This is a genomic window from Paractinoplanes durhamensis, from assembly GCF_016862175.1.
In the GTDB taxonomy this organism is placed as follows: domain Bacteria; phylum Actinomycetota; class Actinomycetes; order Mycobacteriales; family Micromonosporaceae; genus Actinoplanes; species Actinoplanes durhamensis.
The window spans coordinates 97529-117782 of record NZ_BOML01000071.1 but is presented as its reverse complement, the minus strand read 5'-3'; the positions used below and the strand labels follow the sequence as shown (position 1 = coordinate 117782).

The following is a 20254-nucleotide window of genomic DNA, read 5'->3' as shown; positions in this document are numbered from 1 at the left end:
GCTCGGTACCGGCCTAGTTGGCGGTTGCCTTCAGGCCCCACTCCTCGGTGTTGAACGTCGGACCGGTCGAGGTGGAGTTCGGCCGGATGTTCAGGTAGTCGGCCTTGGCCACCATGAAGTTGGGCCGCTGGAAGAGCGGCAGGACGTAGTAGTCCTTGGCCATCAGCGCGTCGGCCTGGTTGAGCAGGTCGGCGCCCTTCGCCTCGTCGAGGCCCTCCTGAACGCCCTGGTTCAGGACCGTGTCGGCCTGCTCGTTGACCCAGTGGCCGTAGTTGCTGTCACTGGCCTTGCCCCACAGCTGCTGGGCGCCCTGGAAGAAGAACGGGGTGTTGACCCAGGCGTACACGATCAGGTCGAAGTCGCCGGAGTCCAGCGTCTTGCCCAGCGTGTTGGTGGTCTGGATGGTCATCGTGATGCCCAGCTGCTTGAGCGTCGCCTGCACCAACTCCGCCGTGGCGGCCCGGTTGACGTTGCCCTCGGTGTGCCGGAACCGCAGCGTGACCGCCTCGCCGCCGGGGGTCTTGAGCGCGCTGCCGACGCCGGTGTAACCCGCGTCGGTCAGGACCTTCTTCGCCCCTTCGATGTCGGCCTTGCCGGCGCCGGTCTCGCTCACCACGTCCTTGTAATAAGGACTCTGCGGGATGAAGTTGTGGTTGCCGAGCGGCTTGGCGTCCTTCCAGAACGTGCCGACCGTGCGGTTGATGATGCCCTGCACGTCGATCGCCTTGAAGATCGCCTCGCGGAGCGCCTTGTCCTTCAGGAACTTGTTCTGCAGGTTGGCGTCGATGTGCTCCCACGAGAGACCGCCGCTGAGCTTCTGGTTGAAGCCCTGCAGGTTCTGCACCTGGGTGACCATGTCGATGTTGGGCTGCGGGTCGCCCGCGTTGATCTCACCGTTCTGCAGCGCCGGGACGAACGACGACTGGTCCGTCACGATCTTGAAGATGATCTTGTCGAGCGACTGCTTCTTGCCCCACCACTTCGGGTTCGGCACCTCGACGAGCTGCTGACCCTCCTGGTAGCTCTCGATCATGTACGGGCCACCGGACCAGGTCGGCTGGGTCTTGCCGAAGGCGTCCCACGACTTGAGCAGGCCGGCCGGCGTGCCGTTGTCGCCGGCCGCCTTCGCGATGTGCGCCGGGTAGAGCTCGCCGAACAGCGACTTCCAGTCCGGGTACGTCTTGCCGGCCTGGAACACCGCGGTCACGGTCTTGCCGTTGTCGCTGCCGGTGACGCTCTGCAGGACGTCGTAGCCGGAGCTGCTCGAGGTGCCGCAGTCCGGGCAGTCCTTCGTGTTGCGCGCCCGGAAGGCGTAGTTGAAGTCGTCCGCGGTGATCGGCGTGCCGTCGCTCCACACCGCTTCGGGCTTGAGCTTGTAGACCACGGTCTGCGGGCTGGTGCTGGTGACCTTCGGCTCCTCGACCACGAGGTCTGTGTTGAGCCCGGCCTTGTAGTCCGGCGCGCCGTAGTAGACGTTCTGGACGAGGCCGCCCAGCATCACCGAGGTGGCGTAGTGACCACCGTCGGCGCCCACCGTGTTCCAGGTGGCGATGTCCTGCTCCTCGTAGTACACGATCGAGCCGCCGGCCTTGGTCTCGCCGGTGTTGCAGGTCAGCGGGGTCTTCGTGCAGGAGTCGAAGCCGAGCAGCTCCTCGGTCGGAGTTTCGCTGCCGCCGCTGCATGCGGTGATGGCGAGCATCGAGGCGGTCGCGATGGCGATCAGCCTCAGTGCCCCCGTTGAACGGGTAGTCATCTTCCCCTCCGGGACGTGCCGGGGCGCCCGTCGATCAGATGGCCGCCGAATGCGGGATTGCGGTGTGAGCACATCTGACTGCACTGCGTACTGGCGCGCCTAGTCTCCTGTATTGACTTGTGACTATCTCGTTATTGGATCTTGTTCAATATGGACGAATCCGTTGATCGATGTTTCGGCAATGTGAAAGGCCACCGCCGAACGGCGGTGGCCTTCCCGGGGCGTACTAGAAGAAGATCTGGTTGGCCTTGCTGGTGTCGCCGCAGGTCCAGATCTGTAGCTCGGCTCCGTCCGTATTGCCCCAGTTTCGCACATCGAGGCACGTCCCTGAGTAGACGTTCCGGAACTGGTAGCCGCCGTTCGCCGAGAACTGGGCCCACTGCTGGCTGCGGTAGTCGTCGAACTCGGTGCAGCCCCACTGGTGCACGTTGGTGCCGTCCGCCGCCGACGGCCCGGCGATGTCCAGGCACTTGCCGGTGTAAAGGTTACGGAACTTGTAGACGTTCGCGCCGTTGACCTGGTAGCCCTGCGGCGCCAGGCACCAGTACTGGCTGTCCCCGCCGTACCAGTGCCACAGGTGCACCTTCGTGCCGTTGTCGGTCCACGGGCCCTGGACGTCGAGCACCATCCGGGTCGAACCGGGGCTGGCGTTCTTGTTCGCCCACCAGTACGGGCCGCGGTTGTAGTAGTACCCGCTGACCGGGTCGGCGTTGGGGAACTTGGTCGAGCAGCTGGTCACCGCCTGCGCCGCACCCCCGGTCGCCACGACCGCGCCGAGGGTGGCGGCGACGATCGTGACCAGGGACAGCAGGACGGATGAGAACTTCCGCATGTGGCCTCCACTGCTGAAACCGCCGCCCCCTTCCCCCGATGGTGGGGACGCTCGGTTCGAGGTCCACGATGGAGTGAGCAGTCGGCAAACCCCTAGTGGCGCCCGGAAAGTTGCACGATCATGCAGCGGGTCAGGCAGGGTCGTAGCGCTGGTAGATGGCGGCCCGGGTGCCCTCCGGGTCGAGGCGGTGCAGGATGGCCTCGCCGATCTCGGTGAGCTGGGCGATCTGCTCCGGGGTCAGGGCGTCGATGACCGTCTCACGGACCGTTGCGACGTGTCCGGGGGCGGTCTCCTGCACCTTCGCCCAGCCCGCCTCGGTCAGTCGGGCGTTGGTCGCCCGCCGGTCCTCCGGGCACGGGAAGCGCTCGATCAGGCCGCGGCCCTCCAGGCGGGCGACCACGTGCGAGAGGCGGGCCAGGGTGGCGGTGGTCCGCTCGGCCAGCGCGGTCATCCGCAGCGTGTGCGCGGGGGTCTCGGAGAGCATGGCCAGCACGTAGTAGTCGAAGTGGGTCAGCCCGGCGTCCCGCCGGAGCTGACTGTCGAGGGCGGCCGGCAGGAGTTCCAGCACGGCGGCGAGCCGCACCCATGCCGCCATCTCGTCCGGGCTGAGCCATCGTGTGTTCACGCTCACCATGATGACACCGCTTTAGTTGTTGCTACAACCATGCCGTCGGCCGTAGGTTGTAGCTACAACCAATTCGGGAGGCCATTATGGCGCACATCAGCATCATCGGCAGCGGCAACATGGGTCAGGCGATCTCCGGTCTCGCGGCCAAGGGCGGGCACACCGTCGAGCTGCTGACCAGCTCGGACAGCGACAAGGCGGTCACCGGCGACATCGTGGTGCTGGCCGTTCCGTACCCGAAGGTCGCCGAGGTCGTCAGCCGGCGCGGTGCTCAGCTGGCCGGCAAGGTCGTCGTCGACATCACCAACCCGCTCGACTTCGCGACGTTCGACGGCCTCACCGTCCCGGCCGACGGCTCGGCCGCCACCGAGATCGCCGCCGCGCTGCCCGAGTCCACCGTCGTCAAGGCGTTCAACACCAACTTCGCCGGCACGCTGGTCGCCGGTGAGGTCGGCGGCGCGCCCACCACGGTGCTGATCGCGGGCGACGACGCCGACGCCAAGGCCCTGCTCAGCGGCGTGGTCAGCGCGGCCGGGCTGCGCGCGGTCGACGCCGGCAGCCTCAAGCGGGCCCGCGAGCTCGAGTCGATCGGCTTCCTGCAGATCACCCTCGCGGCCGGCGAGAAGGTCTCCTGGACCGGCGGCTTCGCGGTCGCCCAGTGACGACCACCCCCGCGGTGGTGGCGACGGCGGGATCGGACGATCCCGCCGCGCCGCTGGTCCTCCTGCTGCACGGCCGGGGCTCCCACGAGCAGGAGATTCTCGCTCTGAGCGATCATCTCCCGCCCTCCTTTGCGTACGCGGCGGTCCGCGCCCCGATCGCCGAGGGCGGCGGCTTCGCCTGGTTCGCCAACCGTGGCATCGGCCGCCCCCGGCCCGAGTCGCTGCGCGAGACCATGGACTGGTTCCGCGGCTGGCTCGACGGCGCCGCCCCGGCCGGCCGGCCGGTGATCCTGGTCGGCTTCAGCGGCGGCGCGGCCTTCGCCGGCGGCCTGCTGCTCGACGACCCGGCCCGCTACGCCGGCGCCGCCATCCTCTACGGCACGCTGCCGTTCGACGCGGGCGTGCCGACCGCGCCCGGGCACCTGGCCGGCGTCCCGGTCCTGGTCGCCCAGGGCGACTTCGACAACGTGATCCCGCGCGAGCTGCTCGACCGCACCTGGAGCTACCTGACCGGCGAGTCGGGCGCGGCCACCACCGCCCGCCGCGACCCGGTCGGCCACGGCATCGCCCCCGACGCGCGGCGCGCCCTGGCCGAGTGGCTATCCGTGCTTCAGGCCGCGCCACATAGCTAGCACTCCGGCGGTGGGCTGGTGGATCTCGACGGGGTGGCCGAACACCGGGCCCCCGTCGAACCAGTCCGCCCACGCCCCCGCCCGCGAGGTGGTGAGCAGCGGGCAGCCCGCGTCCGCCATCCGGGCGCCCTCGGCGTCGAGGTCGTCGGTGGTCCACGCGAGGTGGCTGACGTTGCCGTGCCCGACGTTGAGGGCCCGGCCCAGCTCGGGCGTGACGTCGTGGACGACCCCGAGCTCCAGGATGATCGAACCCCACTGCCCGAACGCCGCGCTGTGGTCGAGCACGGCCGGCTCGCCCCGGAACCGGAAGCCGGCCCCGAGGTCGACGTGCTCGACCACGGTGAACGGGCCCGCGCCGAGCACCCGCCCGGCCCAGTCGACGGCGGCGGCCAGGTCGTCGACCCAGTAGCCGATGTGGTGGATCTCGGTCATGGTCTCTCCTTGACGGCGCTGGTCCAGCGGAACGTGTTGCGCATCGCGACCGACCCGTCGGCCGCGGTGAAAGGGAGCACCGCCGTCCGGATCGCGGCCGCGGCGGCCGCGCGCCCGGCGAACTGCGCCGCGCGGGCACCCCCGGCCGAGGACAGCAGGCCGCGGACGACCTCGTCGTGCCCGGCATACGCCCACACGCACTCGACCTCGCCGTGGCCGAGCACTCTCAGCCCGGCCGCGGCCATCGCTTCGTCCAGGCGGCCGGGCTCGGACAGCAGGTAGGGCGCGTGGTTCCCGGCCGGTGCCAGCGCCGACAGGGCGTGGTGGATGACCGTCGACTCGGAGCGCTCCGGCTCGGCGAACATGCTGGCCACCACCCGCCCGCCCGGTGCGAGGACCCGGCTCGCCTCGGCCAGCGCCACCCGCGGATCGGCCGCGAACTGGAACGCGTTGATCCCGGTGACCACGTCCACGCTCCCGTCCGGAAGGAGCAGCTCGTCGAGCTCGCCGACGATCAGCTCGGCCTCGGGGACCACGCTCGCGGCCAGCGCAAGGAGCGGCCCGGAGGAGTCCAGGCCGGTCACCGTCGCGCCGCGGTCGGCGGCCAGCCGCAGCGCCCGCCCGGTGCCGCAGCCCACGTCGAGCAGCCGGGTGCCGGCCGTGACCCCGGCCGCGTCGAGAACCGCGACGAACAGCGCCTCGTTCTGCCGCTCGGCGTACGTCGCCCAGCCCTCGGGATCGGTGTCCCACAGCCCGGTCATGCTGTGCCCTCCTTGTGCAAGCCCTTCTGGCCCTCGCCTGCGATGTCGTTGTTCGGTGCAGCTGGGTGCCGCTCGGTGCAGGCGGTCATGCCGGCTTGATGTTCTGGTTGAGGTGAAAGACGTTGGCCGGATCCCACTCCGCTTTGACCTGGCGCAGGCGGCGCAGCGTCGACCCGTACGCGGTCTGCTCGTCGCTGGCCTCGTCGGCGTCCATGAAGTTGCTGTAGCTGGTCCCGTCCAGGTGCGGCCGGACCGCGGCGTACGTCCCGCGCACCCAGGCCAGCTCGTCGTCGCCGTCGGTCGGGTCGGTCCACGACGCCGGGATGTTGACCAGCCAGGACGCGCTCCGATGCGGGTACGCGGTGGCGTCGGCCGGCACGTCGGCGATCGCCCCGCCCTGGGCCAGCAGCTCGATCTGGCTGATCTCCGACCCGAGGAGCCGCCCGCGTTCGATCAGGTCGGCGACGAGGTCCGGCGTGAGCGCATCGGCAAAACCGGCCTTCACGTACGTGTAGAGGCCGTGCCGGAACATCTCGTCGCCGGCCGTCTGCAAGGTCAGGAACGGCACCGGGTCGACGGTCGCCGCGACCGGCGCGAGCTCGTCGCGCAGCTTCTCCAGCAGCCGCAGGCCCTCCGCGACGTCGCCGGACCACTCGATCACCGTCATCAGCCCGGGCGTGCCGACCAGGTCGGCCGGCATCCAGGGGAGCGGGTGACCTTTGCGGAAGAAGCTGGTCCAGAGCAGCTCGCGCGGGGTGGCCGGGTCGGCGATGACCTCCTGGGCGCGGGCCAGCACCCGCGGTGCGTCGGCGAGCGGGTGGAAGCAGGCGAGCACCGGGATCGTGGTCAGCTCGTGGGTGCGGTAGGTGAATTTGGTGACGATCCCGAAGTTGCCGCCGCCCCCGCGCAGCGCCCAGAAGAGGTCCGGGTGCTCGGTCGCGCTCGCGGTGACCACCTCGCCGGCCGCGGTGACCAGCTCGACCTCGAGGAGGCTGTCGATGGTGAGGCCGAAGCGCCGCATCAGCCGTCCGACCCCGCCGCCGAGGGTCAGCCCGGCCACCCCGGTGTGCGAGATGACCCCGGCCGGCACCACCATGCCGTGCTCCTGGGCGGCCCGGTCGACGTCGCCGAGCAGCGCGCCACCCTCGGCGACGAGCACTCGCCGGTCCGGGTCGACGGAGACGCCGCGCAGGCCGTCGAGCGCGATGACGATGCCGTCGTCGACCGTGCTGAACCCGGGCATGCTGTGCCCGCCGCCGCGGACCGCGATCTCCAGGCCCTGCTCCCGGGCGTAGCGCACGGATTCGACGACGTCGGCGACGCTGCCGCAGTGCGCGATGAGGGCCGGTCGCCGGTCGTGCATGGCGTTCCACACCCGGCGGTCGGTGTCGTAGTCGGGATGATCGGGGCCCACCAGCCGTACGGTCATGGATCCTCCTCGAATTTTATCTCTTAGTTCAGAGGTATTTATCTCGTAAGGTAGAGATATCTCGGAGGACCGTCAAGGGAGCAGACCGTGGCCACCACCCGCACCGACGCCGAGGCGCTGGCCGTCGTCCTGCACGATCTGGCCTGGCTGCTGCCGCGCACGATCGGCGCCGAGGCCGGCCGGGCCGAGCCGCTGCCGCCCACCGCGCTCGAGGTGATGCGCCTGCTGACCCGCCGCCCCGGCCGCTCGGTCAACGAGGTGGCCGCCGAGATCGGCGTCGCGGCCAACAACGTGAGCACCGCGGTGTCCCAGCTCGAGGCGCGCGGCCTGCTGGCCCGGCAGCGCGACGAGACGGACGGCCGGGTGACCCGCCTGCACCCCACCGCGACCGCGCACGAGGCCCGGCAGCGGCGCGAGCACTCCTGGGGCGAGCGGATGGCGGCGGCCCTGTCCGGCCTGTCCGCCGCCGAGGCCACCAGGCTGGTCGGGGCGCTGCCGGCGCTGCGGCACCTGGCCGGCGACCTCGCCGACGCGGAGGCCAAGGGATGAGCGCGGATGGGTACTGTGACCCATGCGCTACCAGATCGCCACCCCCGCCGGGGCCTCGCTCGCCGTCCTCGACCTCGGCGCGGCCGAGCCCGTCCGCGTCTACCTGGGCGGACTCGGCTCCGCCTCGACGGTCGCCTTCGCCGAGGTGACCGGCCACCCGGAGCTGGCCGGCCACGGACGGCACATCCTGATCGACCTGATCGGCAGCGGCTGGAGCGACCACGACGACACGTTCGGCCACACCATCGACGAGCACGCCCGCACGGTGATCGGCGTCCTCGACGAGCTGGCCCTGCGCGAGGTCACGCTGATCGGCCACTCCCTGGGCGGCTCGATCGCCATCAGCCTGGCCGCTCAGCGCCCCGACCTGGTGGGCCACCTGATCGTGGCCGAGCCCAACCTGGACCCGGGGGTCGGCTCGATCTCCGCCGAGATCGCCGCCTCCGACGAGGACACGTTCGCCGAGACCGGCCACAAGAGCCTCGTCGACGAGCTGCTCAAAACCGAACCCGAATACGCCCGGACGGTGGCCCGCTGGTCCGCCCGCGCCCTGCACCGCACCGCGGTCTCGCTGCTGGCCGACCGCCCGGCAACGTTTCGCGCACAGCTGGCCGCCTTCGCCAAACCAAGCCGCTACCTCTCCGGCGAACGCTCAGCCGAGGACTTGACCGAGCTCCGTAAGACAAATTCCGAGGTGTACGTCGTCCCCGCGGCCGCTCATGACCTGATGACCGACAACCTGGACGGTTTCGTGGCCGCCCTCCGCTGAGGCTGAGCTACCGGGGTGTCTCGAAGCCGGCCAGCCACGTGGTGAGGATCGCCTCCAAGCGGTCGGCGTCCTCGGGGGACAGCTGGTCGAGCAGGCGGCGCTCGTTGCGCATGTGGTCGGTGAAGGCCCGGTCGATCAGTTCTCGGCCGGCCTCGGTCAGGGCCACCACCCGCCCCCGGCCGTCGGTGCTGCTCGGGCGGCGGGCGACCAGGCCGTCTCGCTCCAGGCGGTCCAGTCGCTTGGTCATCGCTCCGGTGGTGACCATCGTGAAGGCGGCCAGCTCGCCGGGGGCTCGCTCGAACGGGGCGCCGGCCCGGCGCAGGGCGGCCAGGACGTCGAACTCGCCCTCGCCCAGGCCGTAGCGGCGGTAGACCAGGGTCAGCTCCTCGGTCAGGTGGCCGGCCAGGCGGTGCAGGCGGCCGATCACGCCCTGTGGGCGTACATCAAGATCTGGTCTTTCTTTTTCCCATGCCTGCTGGATGCGGCCCACGTGGTCGAGGTGCTCGGTCATGGTTGCCAGAATAGCTTCCTTGGAAGGTATAGTACCTTCCATGGAAGCTAATTTGCGGTGGGTGTCGGTAACCGCCCTTGCGCCGATCGCGTGGGGGACCACCTACTTCGTGACTCATCGGTATCTTCCGGCCGACTATCCGCTCTACGGCGCGGCCATCCGGGCGCTGCCGGCCGGGCTTCTGCTCCTGCTCGTGCATCGGCGGCTGCCGGCCGGGTCGTGGTGGTGGAGGTCGATGGTGCTCGGCACGCTCAACATGGGGGCGTTCTTCGCGCTGATCTATCTGGCCGCGCAGACCCTGCCGACCAGCATCGCCTCGACCGTGATGGCCACCTCGCCGGTGATGCTCATGCTGTTCGCCTGGGCGGCACTGGCCGAGCGGCCGAGGGTGGCGCACCTGGCCGGCGCCGCGATCGGGGTGGCCGGCGTCTGCCTCATGCTGCTGACCGGGCCGGTCGCCATCGACGCTCGCGGGGTGCTCGCCTCGATCTCGGCGATGGTCATGTCGTCGTTCGGGTATGTGCTGGCCAAGAAGTGGAGCGCCGACGTCGACGTGTTCTCGCTGACGTCGTGGCAGCTCATCGCGGGTGGCATCGTGCTGGTCCCGGTGGCCGTGGCGGTCGAGGGGGCGCCGCCGGCCCTGGGCGGGCAAGCGGTGCTGGCGTTCGGCTACGTCACGGTGATCGCGACCGCGGTGGCGTTCGCGGCCTGGTTCACCGGGTTGCGGCACCTCAGCGCCGGCACGGTCGGGCTGGTCGGGCTGCTGAACCCGGTGACCGGCGTGCTGCTCGGCACCGCGGTCGCCGGGGAGGCGCTGTCCGGGCGGCAGATCGGCGGGCTGGTGCTCGTCTTCCTGGGTGTGCTGCTCGGTCAGCCCGCGCTGGCCCGGCTCAGCGCCAGCCGGCCGCGGTGGAGTCGGGTGCGGTCAGGTCCGCGGCCATCCGTACGATCAGCTGGCTGACCCGGGTGTCCCGGTCGTGGGCGCTGTGCGTGAGGCTCGCGGTGCGGGCGGCCGCGGCGTCGCCGGTCCGGATCGCGTCGAGGATCGCGGCGTGCTCGGCGTAGCTGGGGCCGAACTCGCGCGGGCCGCCGCCGGTGGTGGTCCATGGCGCGGACACCTTCACCTGGGCCTCGATCGTGCGCAGCAGCGCGGTGATGGTCCGGTTGTGGGCGGCGTTGCGCAGCGCGTCGTGGAAATGGTTGAAGATCCGGCGGACCTCGGCCGGGTCGGTGGTGGCCTGCGAGCGGTCGTGCAGGTCCTGCAGCCGGGCCAGGTCGATCGGGGTTGCCCGGGTCGCCGCCGCGTAGACCGCCGAGGACTCCAGGATGGCCCTGGTCTCGAAGATCTCCAGGATCTCCTCGTCGCTGCGGCGGCGGATCTCGAAGCCGCGCTTGCCCGAGACGAGCAGGCCGTCCTGCTCCAGCAGGGCCAGCGCCTCCCGGACGGGAGTGCGGGAGACCTCGAACTCCTCGCTCAGCGCCTGCGGGATCAGCGGGGAACCGTCCCGGTAGTCGCCGTGGGTGAGCCGCTCCAGCAGCGTCCGGTAGATGGTGTCTCGTGCGTTCGCGGTCATCGGCCGGTCTCCAGCGGCAGCGCCGCGGCGCGCCACTCGTTGAGCGAGCCGTCGTAGAGCCGGGGCGCGGGCAGGCCGGCCGCCTCCAGGGCCAGCACCAGGCCGGCCGCGTTGATCCCGCCGCCGCAGTAGGCGATCGCCGGCGTCCGGTCGAGACCCAGGTCGGTGGCGCGGCGGCGGACCAGTTCCAGGTCGAGGGTGCCGTCGGCGCGGAGCAGTTCGGCGTACGGGAGGCTCGCGCTGCCCGGGATGTGGCCGTTCTCGAAGTCCGGCTGACGGATGCCGCAGACCAGCAGGTCCTCGGTGCCGCCGGAGATCTCGGCCAAGCCGGCGGTGACCTCGCCCGGCTCGTGCAGGGTCAGTTCGCCGGGTTCCGGTGCTGCCGGAATTCCCGATTCGACCGGGCCGGTCCAGCCGCCGAACCCGCCGTCGAGCACACTCACCTCGGCAAATCCGTGGATGCGGAGCAGCCACCACACCCGCGCGGCCCAGGCGCCGCCGTTGCGGTCATAAACCACAACCTTTACCCCATTGCGTACGCCCACCTCTCGGGCGGCCGACCGCAATTGCTCGGCCGTAGGCAGCGTGAAGGGCAGCGGCGCGTCCGGGGCGGAGAACCCGCCGAACAGGTCGGCGAAGCGGGCGCCGGGCAGGTGCGCCTCGGCGTACGCATCAAGGCCGGAACTGAACGGGCGGGGGCCCTCGCCACGCCGGATGGACGCGTCCAGCAGCACCACCTCGGCCAGGTGGTCGCGCAGCCAGGCCTGGTCGACCAGGGTCATTTGCGGCGGGCCTTCCACTCGCCGCGCTCCGGCCGGGCCAGGCCGAGGTTCTCCCGCAGGGTGGTGCCCTCGTACTCGGTGCGGAACAGGCCGCGGCGCTGCAGCTCGGGCACGACCTCGGCGACGAACTCGTCGAAGGAGCCGGGCACGTGCGTCGCCTGGATCACGAAGCCGTCCGCGGCGCCGGCGTCCACCCACTGCTGGATGGTGTCGGCGATGTCGGCGGCCGAACCGATCAGCCGGCCCTCGGTGCGGGCGCCGTACCAGCGGCCGATCTGCCCGACCGTCAGTTTCTCCCGCTCGGCGAACTCGACCACCTCCCGGTAGTGCCCCTCGACCCCGACCTCCTCGAGGGTGGGCAGCGGACCGTCCACGTCGTAGGCGGTCAGGTCCACGTTTACGTGGTAGGCCAGCCGGGACAGGCCGGCCTCGACCGACACCAGGTCGGCGAACGCCTCGTGCTTGGCGAGAGCGTGCTGCGCGTCCCGGCCGATCACCGGGGTCGCCGCGGGCAGGATCAGCAGCTGGTCCGGGTCGCGGCCGTGCGCGGCGGCGCGGGCCTTCACGTCGGCGTAGAACGCGACCGCCGACTCGAGCGACTCGTGGCTGCAGAAGATGACGTCGGCCCACCGGGCGGCGAAGTCCCGGCCCGACTCGCTCGCCCCGGCCTGGATGATCACCGGATAGCCCTGCGGCGGCCGGGGCACACTGAGCGGCCCCTGCACCCGGAAATGCTCGCCGTCGTGGTCGATCCCCTCGACCTCGTCCGGCCGGCCGAACACCCCGGACTCCTTGTCGGCGACGATCGCGTCGTCCGACCAGCTGTCCCAGAGCCGGGTGGTGACCTCCAGGAACTCCTCGGCCCGGGCGTAGCGCTGCGGCCGCGGCGGCAGCTTCGCCTGGCCGAAGTTCTGCGCCTCGGCGTCCTGGAAGCTGGTCACCACGTTCCAGCCGGACCGGCCGCCGGTGAGGTGGTCGATGGTGGCGAACTCGCGGGCCACGTTGTAGGGCTCGTGGTAGCCGGTCGACACGGTCGCGGCCACCCCGAGGTGGGTGGTCACCGCGGCCATCACGGTGATGACCGGCACCGGATCGAGCCGCGGGGTGCCCGAGCCCCACTTCACCGCGGGCGCGAACGAGTCGCCGAGGCTGCGCGGCACGCTCAGCGCGTCCGGCACGAACGCGAAGTCGAACAACCCCTGTTCCAGCACCTGGGCGATCCGGACGTAGTGCGCGGCGGTCAGGAAGCCCGGCGCGGCGTCCGGATGCCGCCAGCCCGCCGTGCCCTGCACCCCGGCGTTCAGGAAAGCGCCCAGGTGGATCGTCATTTAACGTCCTCGCCCAGCAGCGACAGCTCGTCGACCAGGGCGACCGCGAACTCGCCGGTGCCGCGGGTGCGGGCCCCGGCCCGCTCGGCCGCGACCGCGTAGGCGGCGTGCGCGACCACGGCGCCCCGGAGTGGGTCGCCGGTGGCGAAGATCGCGGCCGCGGTGAGTGCGCCGAGCGCGCAGCCCGCACCGGTGACCTTGGTGAGGCGGACGTCGCCGCCCGGGACCTCGACCGTGCGGGAACCGTCCGAGATGTAGTCGACCGGGCCGCTGACCGCCACGATGGTGCCGGTCCGGGCGGCGAACTCGCTGACCGCGGCGACCGCGTCGGCCGAGCTGACCGTCGTCTCCACGCCCTTGCCGGTGGCCGCGCCGCCGGCCAGCGCGATGAGCTCGCTGGCGTTGCCGCGGATCGCCGCGGGCTTGAACTCCAGCAGCGAGCGGATGAAGTCGTCGTAGCCGCTCGCGCCCGCGCCGACCGCGACCGGGTCGAGAACCCACGGGGTGCCGGCCGCGTGCGCCGTGCGGGCCACCGCGCGCAGCGACTCCTCGTCGCTGCTCATCAGGGCCGCGGCGTTGATCCACACCGCGTTCGCCCCGGCCGGGAACGTGGTGGTCCAGTCGGCGGCCGCCCCGATCGCCGGTCCGGCCCCGGCGGCCAGCAGAACGTTGGCGCTCAGGTTGGCCGCGATGTAGTTGGTCAGCCCGTACACGAAGGGGCCCTTGCCCGCGATCTGCGCCCAGCCCTCGCGGACGTCCGCGTCGTTCCAGCTTGCCGAAGTCATGGTCTGCATACTGCTGCATGCAGCTGGCCGCAAACCAGGTTTCCGCTGGTGACGAACATCGCTATCCTAGTTCTCCTTGCTGCCTAGTAGGATATTCCGACCCCGACCTCCCGCCGGTCGGAAGGAGCGACCGGCCGGTTGGCGGGGCTGGGGAAGGCGGCGCTAGTTGCCGAACGCGGCGCCCAGGCCGGTGAGGTCGATCGGGCGGCGGGCGCCCGGCGGGACGTGCGCGACCAGGGGGCGCAGGACCTCCAGCGCCGCCAGCACCTCGCGGCCGACCTGCTCGACCGGGCGCATGGCGTCGACCGAGACCAGGATGCCGCGCTCCGCGTACCAGTCGACGATCGGCGCGGTCACCTCGTGGTAGAGCGCGAGCCGCTTCCCGATGATCTCCGCGGTGTCGTCCGACCGGTGCTCCAGCGCGGCCCGGGCGAGCAGCCGGCGGACCAACTCGCTGTCGGCCGCCTTGAGATGCAGCGCGACGTCGGCGGTCATCTCGAGCTTGACCGCGGTCTCGTAGAGCGCCCGGGCCTGCGCCATGTTGCGGGGCAGGCCGTCCAGCACGTAGCCGAGGCCGGCCTCCTTGGCCGTCGCGAACGCCTCCTCGACCATCTCCAGGACGATCTCGTCGGGCACCAGGCCGCCCTGGTCGAGGTGGTGCTTGATGGCGTTGCCGAGCTCGGTGCCACGCGCGACGTGGTCCCGCAGGAGATCGCCGGTGGCGATGTGCGGGATGCCGAAGTGGGTGGCGATCAGCGCACCCTGAGTGCCTTTACCGGCGCCCGGCGGCGCGATGAGCAGAATTCGCACGGATGCCCTTTCGCGAAACCCGGCCGGAGACGAACCTCAGAACTATAACAATCTGCCGATCGCCCCGCGGCGGCCACGGACCCCGGCCGACTTTGACCGCCGGTTTCCGCCGGTCGGCACCGCGATGGGCGCGGCCGGTAGAAAAGCGGTAGGAATCTTCGGAAGCATTGGCCGGTTCGGCTGCCATTAATGGTGGTGATCGCCGCGCGAGATGAATAATTCAATGCTGGTGATCTTCGCTGATCGTGCGATAGCCTTCCGTCCATCGCTCGGCTGAATCGGGCCTGGGAGCAGGCGATGGCGGGTGCCGAAATTGGATCGGATTCATAATAATTCATTGCCCGACCGGCCGCGCGTCGACATGGCCAGCCCTCGGGATTTAGGAATTCACAGCGCAATTCCAGGAGTCGGTGACGATTCCGAATTGCCGACCTACGTCGACCGCAGTTTCGATTTTCCGCTGCGCACCGTGCTCTCCGCCAACCTGCCCGATCGCGGGAGCTTCGTGGTCATGGTGGGCGGCTCGTCGGCCGGCAAGACCCGATCGCTGTACGAGGCGGTCTACGCGCTGGTGCCCGACTGGTCGCTGGTCCAGCCGGCCGAGGCCGCCGAGTTGCTGGACCTGCGAAACGCGCCGCCGCGGAGCACCGTCTTCTGGCTCGATGAGCTCCAGCGGTACCTGGGTGGCAAGGACGCGCTGACCGCCGAGTGCGTCCGCGCCCTGGTGCGGCACGGCAACCTGGTGGTCGGCACGCTGTGGCCGGACCAGTACGCGAAATGGACCTCCGGCCGCGACGACGTCTACCGCCTGCTGCAGATCGCCGTCCCGATCTCGGTCCCCGAGTCGCTGGACCTCATCGAGCTGTCGGCGGCGCGGGCCGTCGCGGTGCACGACAGCCGCATCCAGGACGCCCTGAACACCAGCGACGACGGGATGACCCAGGTCCTGGCGGGTGGGCCGCGGCTGGTGATGTGCTGGGAGCAGCCCGCCAACCCGTACGTGAAGGCGATCATCGCGGCCGCCGCCGACGCGCACCGGCTCGGCGTGCAGTCGCCGCTGAGCGAGGAGCTGCTGGCCGACGCCATGTTCGGCTATCTGAAGCCACGCGATCGGGTGCGCCCGGCCGCCCAGTGGCTGGCCGCGGCGCTGCCGCACGCGACCCGGCCGACGCACGGCGACGTGTCGCCGCTCTACCCGGTGGACGACGGGCGCGCCGGCACCCTGGCCGGCTACACGATCGCCGACTACCTGGCCCAGCACGTGCGGCGCCGGCGCCGCAGCGAGCCGCTGCCGCACAAGGCCTGGCTGGCCCTGGTCACCCACCTGCAGCGGCCGGAGGATCTGCGGCGGGTGGCGAACGGCGCGATCGCCCGGCTCCGCTACTGCTACGCCGAGCCCGCGCTGACCCGGCTCGCCGCCGAGTTCGGCGACGGCCGGGCCGCCGCCGAACTGGCCGACCTGCTGGTCCGGCAGGACAGGCTGAAGCAGGCCGTCGAGGTGCTCCGGCATCAGGTGGCCGCCGACCCGCAGGACACCCTGGCCGGCCAGAAGCTCTCCGACATCCAGCGGCTCTGGCAGCGGGTGGAGCAGATGCGCCTGCCGGCCCGCCGCCGGGCCCGCGGCCTGCCCGACGAGGTCGCCGAGATCCTCGCCGACGGCGGGGTCGGTGACGAGCTGCGCCGGCAGGCCGCGGCCGGCAACGCGATGGCGGCCGAGCGGCTGGTCGAGCTCCTCGCCGACCGTGGCTGCCTGCGCGAGCTCCGCGAGCGGGCCGACCATGGCGAGCGGCGGGCGGCCGAGGCCCTGGCCGACCTGTATGCGGCGTGGGGCGACGTGCACCAGCTCCAGGCCCGGGCCGATGCCGGGGACCGGGATGCCGAGCTGCGACTGTCCAAGACGCACCTGGCCCAGGCCCGCCACGAGGGGGCCAAATACCAGATCGGCGAGCTGCGGGCGGCGGCCGACGAGGGCCGGGCCGAGGCCGCGCTGCAGCTCTGCACGCTGCTGTTCGAGCTGCGCGACGCGGACAGCCTGCGCGCCGAGCTGGACGCCGGCACCACCGGCGCGGCCGACCGGCTGATCGCCCTCTACACCGCCCAGGACCACCGTTCGCTGATCCAGGTGCGGGCCTTCGGGCTCGACGCGGACGGTCACCCCCTCACGAACGTCCGTGGAAAGGACTCCTGATGGCTGCCGAGCTCGCCTCCGCCGAATACGCGTTCCTGATCATCCTGCGGGCCGAGGGCCGCGAGATCTCCAACACCGAGATGGACAAGCTCTACGAGGTCCGGTTGCGGACCCCGATCTACGAAAAACTCAATGCCCTGGGGTACGTCTCCTCCGACACCTCGCACCGCCCCTACCGGCACGCGATCACCAATCAAGGCCTGAAGGTGCTCGCCGGACCGCTGACGATCGAGGCGGAGGACGGGGAGAAGCGCACGCTCCGGGAGAAGCAGCTCTGGGCGGCCGTGGTGGCCCAGCACAACGGCACCCGACCGGATGCCGGCATCGAGGACGGCATCCGGGCCGCCTACCGGGAGCTCGCGGCCGGGCCGGGCGAATGGGTCGACCTCGCCGCGCTGCGCCAGCTGCTCGGCGACGTCTCGAAGACGGCGGTCGACCGGGCGCTGATCCACCTGCTGGACGAGCCCGACGTGCGGCTCGAACCGGAGCCGTTCGGGCACCGGATCGGCCCGGAGGAGCGTCGTGCCGCCGTCCACATCGGTGGCGAGGACCGGCACAAGCTGGCGATCGGCCTGCGATGACCGAGCAGGAGCGCACCGCGCTCGCCGCCCTGCGGCTCAGCTGGGTGCAGGCGCCGGACGATGTGTGGCGCCGCTCGCCGTTCCACGTCGACGGCCTGCACGCCGCGGTCGCCCGGGACGTGCAGGACGGCATCACCGAGGCCGAGACCAGCGCCGACGCCAGCCCGGTCGGCCTGGTCCTGGAGGGCCGGCAGGGCACCGGCAAGACCCACCTGCTCGGCTGGGTCCGCGAGCAGGCGCAGCACCGCGGTGGGTATTTCTTCCTGATCGGCCTGCTCGACGGCCGCAACTTCTGGGACGGCCTGCTGGTCTTCCTGCTCGACGGCCTGGCCCGGGAGGTGCCCGGCGGCGAGACCCAGCTGCGGCTGCTGCTGCGCCGGCTGGCCTCCCGGGTCGGCGCGCCGCGGGCCGACCGGCGGGCGGTGATCGGCGAGACCGAGCTGACCAAGGCCGCGCTCGACGCCTTCGCCGGCGGGCTGCGCGAGTTCAACGGCTACGTCGCCCACGAGTGCCGGGACACGCTGCGGGCCCTCGCCCTGCGCGCCTCGGACAGCGAGGAGCACCAGGACATCGCCGACGACTTCTTCGCCGGCAACGAGGAGACGTTCGCGGGGGAGCGGCAGCGGTGGGGGATCCGGCACCGCCCGCGCACCGCCCAGGATCTGGTCCGGGAGATCTCCTGGCTGCTCGCGCTGACCGGCCCGTCGGTCTTCGCCTTCGACCAGATCGACACCGCGGTGGCCCAGTCGGCCCTGCAGGAGGACCTGGCCCGGATGGCGGCCGGCGAGGGCGACCTGCGCCAGGCGGTGGTGACCTCCGGGCTCGCGCACGGCCTGAGCGACCTGCGGGACAACACCCGCCGCACCCTGACCGTGGTGGCCCTGCTCTCGACCACCTGGGATCTGATCGAGAAGCGGGCGCCGTCGTCGTTCTCGCCACGCTTCCGGCGCCGGCTGGCCCTGCAGGGCATCCAGGACCCGCGGATCGCCCGGGAGTTGATCGAGAAGCGGTTCGCGGTGCAGTTCTCGGCGGTCGGCTTCACCCCGCCCTACCCGACCTGGCCGATCCGGCAGCAGGTCTTCGACGAGGTGCGCGACTACACGCCGCGGAAGCTGCTGATGGCCGTCGACCGGCACGTCCGGGCCTGCCTGGTCGACGGCGCGGCCCGCGAGCTACGCCACCTCGGCGACGTGCCGACCGAGGACCAGATGACCAAGGCGCCGGTCACCACCGCGCCGGCGATCGCCGACGCCGAGCTGGCCCGGATCGAGGCGCGGTTCGAGGAGCTGCGGCGCACCGCCGACGTGACCTCGCCACTGGAACGGGAGACCGAGGACGGTACGTTCCCGGCGCTGCTCGCGGCCGGCCTGCAGGCGTGGATCGTGGAACGCGGCGACCGGGGCGCCCGGTTCAGCATCGACCCGCCGCCCAGCTCCAAACCCGACCTGCACGCCCGCCTGCGCCGCGACCTGGACGAGCGGTCCGAGGAGGAACGGGAGCTCTCGCCCGACCAGTCCCGCACCGAGGACCAGGCGCACTGGTCGTTCCGTGCGATCAGCGACACCCACCACGGGGTGGCCGCGCTGCACCGGATCCGCCGGGCCCGCACCGCGGCCGGCCTCACCGCCGACGTCGCCAAGCGCAAGCTGTTCCTGCTGCGCAACGGCGAGTGGAGCCAGTCGGCGAAGACCCAGGAGGTGATCCGGCAGCTCACCACGGACGGCGGGGTGACCCTCGCGGTCGACGACGCCGACCTGCGGGTGCTGGCCGCGCTGCACGCCCTGCGCGACGAGAACCCGGCGCAGATGCACGCCTGGCTGGTCCGCTACCGGCCGACCGAGCAGATCACCCTCTTCAAGGAGGCACTCGCCGACGCCGACGCGTGGACCGGCGAGCAGCCGCGGACGGTGGTGGCGGCCGCACCGGCGACCGGCTTCACGATCGACTCCGACGCGTCGGTGCCGCTGACCCTGGACGCCCTGCGCAAGCACGCGGCGATCTTCGCCGCCTCCGGGTCGGGCAAGACGGTGCTGCTGCGGCGGCTCGTCGAGGAGAGCGCCCTGCTCGGGGTGTCGGCGATCGTCCTCGACCCGAACAACGACCTGGCCCGGCTGGGCGACCCCTGGCCGGAACCGCCGGCCGGCTGGCGGCCCGGCGACGCCGAACGCGCCGCGCGCTACCTCGCGGACACCGAGGTGATCACCTGGACGCCGCGGCGGGAATCGGGCCGCCCGCTGAGCTTCCAGCCGCTGCCCGACTTCGCGGGGGTGCTCGACGACCCCGACGAGTTCGGCGCGGCGGTGACGGCGGCGGTGTCCTCGCTCGCCCCGCGCGCCAAGCTCGTCGGCCGCACCCGCGCCGCGCACCTGGGCACGGCCGTGCTCCGCAAGGCGGTCGAACATTTCGGCCGGCAGGGCGGCCGCGACCTGCGCGCGCTGATCGCGCTGCTCACCGATCTGCCGGACGGGGTCAGCTCCCTCGACGACGCCCCGAAGATCGCGGCCGGCCTCGCCCAGACCCTGACCGCCTCGATGGACAACGACCCGATGTTCGGCGGCGACGGCACCCCCGCCGACCCCGGCGTCCTGCTGACCCCGTCGCCCGGCCGACGCGCCCGGATCTCCGTCATCAGCCTCATCGGCCTGCCCGCCGACGACGCCCGGCAGGGTTTCGTCAACCAGCTGCAGATGGGCCTGTTCGCCTGGATCAAGAAGAATCCGGCCCGGAACCGCCCGCTGCTCGGCCTGCTGGTGATGGACGAGGCGCAGACCTTCGCCCCGTCCGGCGCGATGACCGCGTGCACGCAGAGCACGCTCGCGCTGGCCTCGCAGGCCCGCAAATACGGCCTCGGGCTGATCTTCGCCACCCAGGCCCCGAAGAACCTGCACAACCGCATCCCCGGCAACGCGGCCACGCACTTCTTCGGCCGGCTGAGCGTGCCGATCCAGATCGACGCGGCCCGGGAGATGGCCAAGGTCAAGGGCGGCGACGTGCCGGAGATCGGCAACCTCACCGCCGGCGAGTTCTACATCGCCCTGGAGGGCGAGGCACCCCACCGGATGCGTACGCCGATGTCGCTCAGCCACCACCCCAGCAGCCCGCTCACCGACGAGGAGGTGATGGAAAGGGCAAGAAGTTCCTAGGGCGCATCTGACGGATCACCCAGGGCTGCGGCGTGGCCCAGAGCGCGCCTGACGGCGCCCGCGACGCCAGCCACACTCTGGACCTCGCCTCGCACTTGGGTGATCCGT

General features: G+C 71.5%; 20 protein-coding genes. 8 read left to right on the top strand and 12 right to left on the bottom strand.

The features are described 5' to 3' along the window. Positions 1-13: 13 nt before the first annotated feature. The 3 genes from Adu01nite_RS41780 to Adu01nite_RS41770 form a co-directional block, all read right to left on the bottom strand. The gene (locus Adu01nite_RS41780; protein WP_203734902.1) at positions 14-1753 is read right to left on the bottom strand and encodes an ABC transporter family substrate-binding protein; all 1740 of its coding nucleotides are present in this window, start codon (positions 1751-1753) and stop codon (positions 14-16) included. Between the two features lie 226 nt (positions 1754-1979). After that, a complete protein-coding gene (locus Adu01nite_RS41775) occupies positions 1980-2585 on the bottom strand; it encodes an RICIN domain-containing protein (protein WP_203734901.1) in 606 nt (201 codons plus the stop codon). Positions 2586-2715: 130 nt separating this feature from the next. Next, positions 2716-3219 carry a MarR family winged helix-turn-helix transcriptional regulator gene (locus Adu01nite_RS41770; RefSeq protein ID WP_239133119.1) on the bottom strand — a complete coding sequence of 168 codons (504 nt, stop codon included), beginning with the start codon at positions 3217-3219 and terminating at the stop codon, positions 2716-2718. A gap of 77 nt (positions 3220-3296) precedes the next feature. Here Adu01nite_RS41770 and Adu01nite_RS41765 point away from each other — a divergent pair, with 77 nt between their 5' ends. Next, positions 3297-3872, top strand: coding sequence for an NADPH-dependent F420 reductase (locus Adu01nite_RS41765; RefSeq protein WP_203734900.1), 576 nt, complete (start codon positions 3297-3299; stop codon positions 3870-3872). Then, positions 3869-4504, top strand: coding sequence for an alpha/beta hydrolase (locus Adu01nite_RS41760; protein ID WP_203734899.1), 636 nt, complete (start codon positions 3869-3871; stop codon positions 4502-4504). The genes Adu01nite_RS41765 and Adu01nite_RS41760 overlap by 4 nt, the downstream gene beginning before the upstream one ends. Here Adu01nite_RS41760 and Adu01nite_RS41755 read toward each other — a convergent pair. From Adu01nite_RS41755 to Adu01nite_RS41745, 3 genes are all read right to left on the bottom strand, one after another. Continuing rightward, entirely contained in the window at positions 4472-4936 is a 465-nt protein-coding gene (locus Adu01nite_RS41755; protein ID WP_203734898.1) for a VOC family protein, read from the bottom strand. The two genes, Adu01nite_RS41760 and Adu01nite_RS41755, sit on opposite strands and share 33 nt — an antisense overlap. Then, a complete protein-coding gene (locus Adu01nite_RS41750) occupies positions 4933-5697 on the bottom strand; it encodes a class I SAM-dependent methyltransferase (protein ID WP_203734897.1) in 765 nt (254 codons plus the stop codon). Before Adu01nite_RS41750 ends, Adu01nite_RS41755 begins: the two co-directional genes overlap by 4 nt. An 85-nt stretch (positions 5698-5782) precedes the next feature. Next, positions 5783-7126, bottom strand: a complete 1344-nt coding sequence (locus Adu01nite_RS41745) for an FAD-binding oxidoreductase (protein ID WP_203734896.1) — start codon at positions 7124-7126, stop codon at positions 5783-5785. 87 nt (positions 7127-7213) lie between these two features. Here Adu01nite_RS41745 and Adu01nite_RS41740 point away from each other — a divergent pair, with 87 nt between their 5' ends. Together Adu01nite_RS41740 and Adu01nite_RS41735 are read left to right on the top strand one after the other, a co-directional pair. Beyond that, positions 7214-7675, top strand: a complete 462-nt coding sequence (locus Adu01nite_RS41740; protein ID WP_203734895.1) for a MarR family winged helix-turn-helix transcriptional regulator — start codon at positions 7214-7216, stop codon at positions 7673-7675. A 22-nt stretch (positions 7676-7697) separates the two neighbouring features. Continuing rightward, on the top strand, positions 7698-8444 hold the full coding sequence (locus tag Adu01nite_RS41735) for an alpha/beta fold hydrolase (protein WP_203734894.1): 747 nt from the start codon (positions 7698-7700) through the stop codon (positions 8442-8444). Between the two features lie 7 nt (positions 8445-8451). Here the strand turns inward: Adu01nite_RS41735 and Adu01nite_RS41730 are convergent, their stop codons facing one another. Continuing rightward, positions 8452-8955, bottom strand: a complete 504-nt coding sequence (locus Adu01nite_RS41730) for a MarR family winged helix-turn-helix transcriptional regulator (RefSeq protein WP_203734893.1) — start codon at positions 8953-8955, stop codon at positions 8452-8454. A gap of 40 nt (positions 8956-8995) precedes the next feature. Between Adu01nite_RS41730 and Adu01nite_RS41725 the strand changes: the two genes are divergently transcribed. After that, a complete protein-coding gene (locus tag Adu01nite_RS41725; protein WP_203734892.1) occupies positions 8996-9916 on the top strand; it encodes a DMT family transporter in 921 nt (306 codons plus the stop codon). Here Adu01nite_RS41725 and Adu01nite_RS41720 read toward each other — a convergent pair. From Adu01nite_RS41720 to Adu01nite_RS41700, 5 genes are all read right to left on the bottom strand, one after another. Then, on the bottom strand, positions 9846-10529 hold the full coding sequence (locus Adu01nite_RS41720; RefSeq protein WP_203734891.1) for a GntR family transcriptional regulator: 684 nt from the start codon (positions 10527-10529) through the stop codon (positions 9846-9848). The genes Adu01nite_RS41725 and Adu01nite_RS41720 overlap by 71 nt on opposite strands. Further along, positions 10526-11311, bottom strand: a complete 786-nt coding sequence (locus tag Adu01nite_RS41715) for a sulfurtransferase (RefSeq protein ID WP_203734890.1) — start codon at positions 11309-11311, stop codon at positions 10526-10528. The genes Adu01nite_RS41720 and Adu01nite_RS41715 overlap by 4 nt, the downstream gene beginning before the upstream one ends. After that, positions 11308-12639 (bottom strand): LLM class flavin-dependent oxidoreductase, encoded by a 1332-nt coding sequence (locus Adu01nite_RS41710; RefSeq protein ID WP_203734889.1) that lies wholly within the window; start codon positions 12637-12639, stop codon positions 11308-11310. The genes Adu01nite_RS41715 and Adu01nite_RS41710 overlap by 4 nt, the downstream gene beginning before the upstream one ends. Beyond that, positions 12636-13424 (bottom strand): hydroxyethylthiazole kinase, encoded by a 789-nt coding sequence (gene thiM, locus Adu01nite_RS41705; RefSeq protein ID WP_203734888.1) that lies wholly within the window; start codon positions 13422-13424, stop codon positions 12636-12638. The genes Adu01nite_RS41710 and thiM overlap by 4 nt, the downstream gene beginning before the upstream one ends. A 162-nt stretch (positions 13425-13586) precedes the next feature. Continuing rightward, positions 13587-14234: an adenylate kinase gene (locus Adu01nite_RS41700; protein ID WP_203734887.1), complete on the bottom strand. Its 648-nt coding sequence runs from the start codon at positions 14232-14234 to the stop codon at positions 13587-13589. A 424-nt stretch (positions 14235-14658) separates the two neighbouring features. Here Adu01nite_RS41700 and Adu01nite_RS41695 point away from each other — a divergent pair, with 424 nt between their 5' ends. The 3 genes from Adu01nite_RS41695 to Adu01nite_RS41685 are packed head-to-tail and all read left to right on the top strand — an operon-like array spanning position 14659 to position 20146. Further along, entirely contained in the window at positions 14659-16422 is a 1764-nt protein-coding gene (locus tag Adu01nite_RS41695) for a hypothetical protein (protein ID WP_203734886.1), read from the top strand. Further along, positions 16422-17003, top strand: coding sequence for a hypothetical protein (locus Adu01nite_RS41690; protein WP_203734885.1), 582 nt, complete (start codon positions 16422-16424; stop codon positions 17001-17003). Before Adu01nite_RS41695 ends, Adu01nite_RS41690 begins: the two co-directional genes overlap by 1 nt. Next, complete coding sequence (locus tag Adu01nite_RS41685; protein ID WP_203734884.1) at positions 17000-20146, top strand: ATP-binding protein; 3147 nt, start codon at positions 17000-17002, stop codon at positions 20144-20146. Before Adu01nite_RS41690 ends, Adu01nite_RS41685 begins: the two co-directional genes overlap by 4 nt. Positions 20147-20254 lie beyond the last annotated feature (108 nt).

Bases quoted from the DNA above. Each gene is read 5' to 3' on its own strand.
- Adu01nite_RS41780 (WP_203734902.1), bottom strand. From the start codon at position 1,753: ATGACTACCCGTTCAACGGGGGCACTGAGGCTGATCGCCATCGCGACC.
- Adu01nite_RS41775 (WP_203734901.1), bottom strand. From the start codon at position 2,585: ATGCGGAAGTTCTCATCCGTCCTGCTGTCCCTGGTCACGATCGTCGCC.
- Adu01nite_RS41770 (WP_239133119.1), bottom strand. From the start codon at position 3,219: ATGGTGAGCGTGAACACACGATGGCTCAGCCCGGACGAGATGGCGGCA.
- Adu01nite_RS41765 (WP_203734900.1), top strand. From the start codon at position 3,297: ATGGCGCACATCAGCATCATCGGCAGCGGCAACATGGGTCAGGCGATC.
- Adu01nite_RS41755 (WP_203734898.1), bottom strand. From the start codon at position 4,936: ATGACCGAGATCCACCACATCGGCTACTGGGTCGACGACCTGGCCGCC.
- Adu01nite_RS41750 (WP_203734897.1), bottom strand. From the start codon at position 5,697: ATGACCGGGCTGTGGGACACCGATCCCGAGGGCTGGGCGACGTACGCC.
- Adu01nite_RS41745 (WP_203734896.1), bottom strand. From the start codon at position 7,126: ATGACCGTACGGCTGGTGGGCCCCGATCATCCCGACTACGACACCGAC.
- Adu01nite_RS41735 (WP_203734894.1), top strand. From the start codon at position 7,698: ATGCGCTACCAGATCGCCACCCCCGCCGGGGCCTCGCTCGCCGTCCTC.
- Adu01nite_RS41730 (WP_203734893.1), bottom strand. From the start codon at position 8,955: ATGACCGAGCACCTCGACCACGTGGGCCGCATCCAGCAGGCATGGGAA.
- Adu01nite_RS41725 (WP_203734892.1), top strand. From the start codon at position 8,996: ATGGAAGCTAATTTGCGGTGGGTGTCGGTAACCGCCCTTGCGCCGATC.
- Adu01nite_RS41720 (WP_203734891.1), bottom strand. From the start codon at position 10,529: ATGACCGCGAACGCACGAGACACCATCTACCGGACGCTGCTGGAGCGG.
- Adu01nite_RS41715 (WP_203734890.1), bottom strand. From the start codon at position 11,311: ATGACCCTGGTCGACCAGGCCTGGCTGCGCGACCACCTGGCCGAGGTG.
- Adu01nite_RS41710 (WP_203734889.1), bottom strand. From the start codon at position 12,639: ATGACGATCCACCTGGGCGCTTTCCTGAACGCCGGGGTGCAGGGCACG.
- thiM (WP_203734888.1), bottom strand. From the start codon at position 13,424: ATGACTTCGGCAAGCTGGAACGACGCGGACGTCCGCGAGGGCTGGGCG.
- Adu01nite_RS41690 (WP_203734885.1), top strand. From the start codon at position 16,422: ATGGCTGCCGAGCTCGCCTCCGCCGAATACGCGTTCCTGATCATCCTG.
- Adu01nite_RS41685 (WP_203734884.1), top strand. From the start codon at position 17,000: ATGACCGAGCAGGAGCGCACCGCGCTCGCCGCCCTGCGGCTCAGCTGG.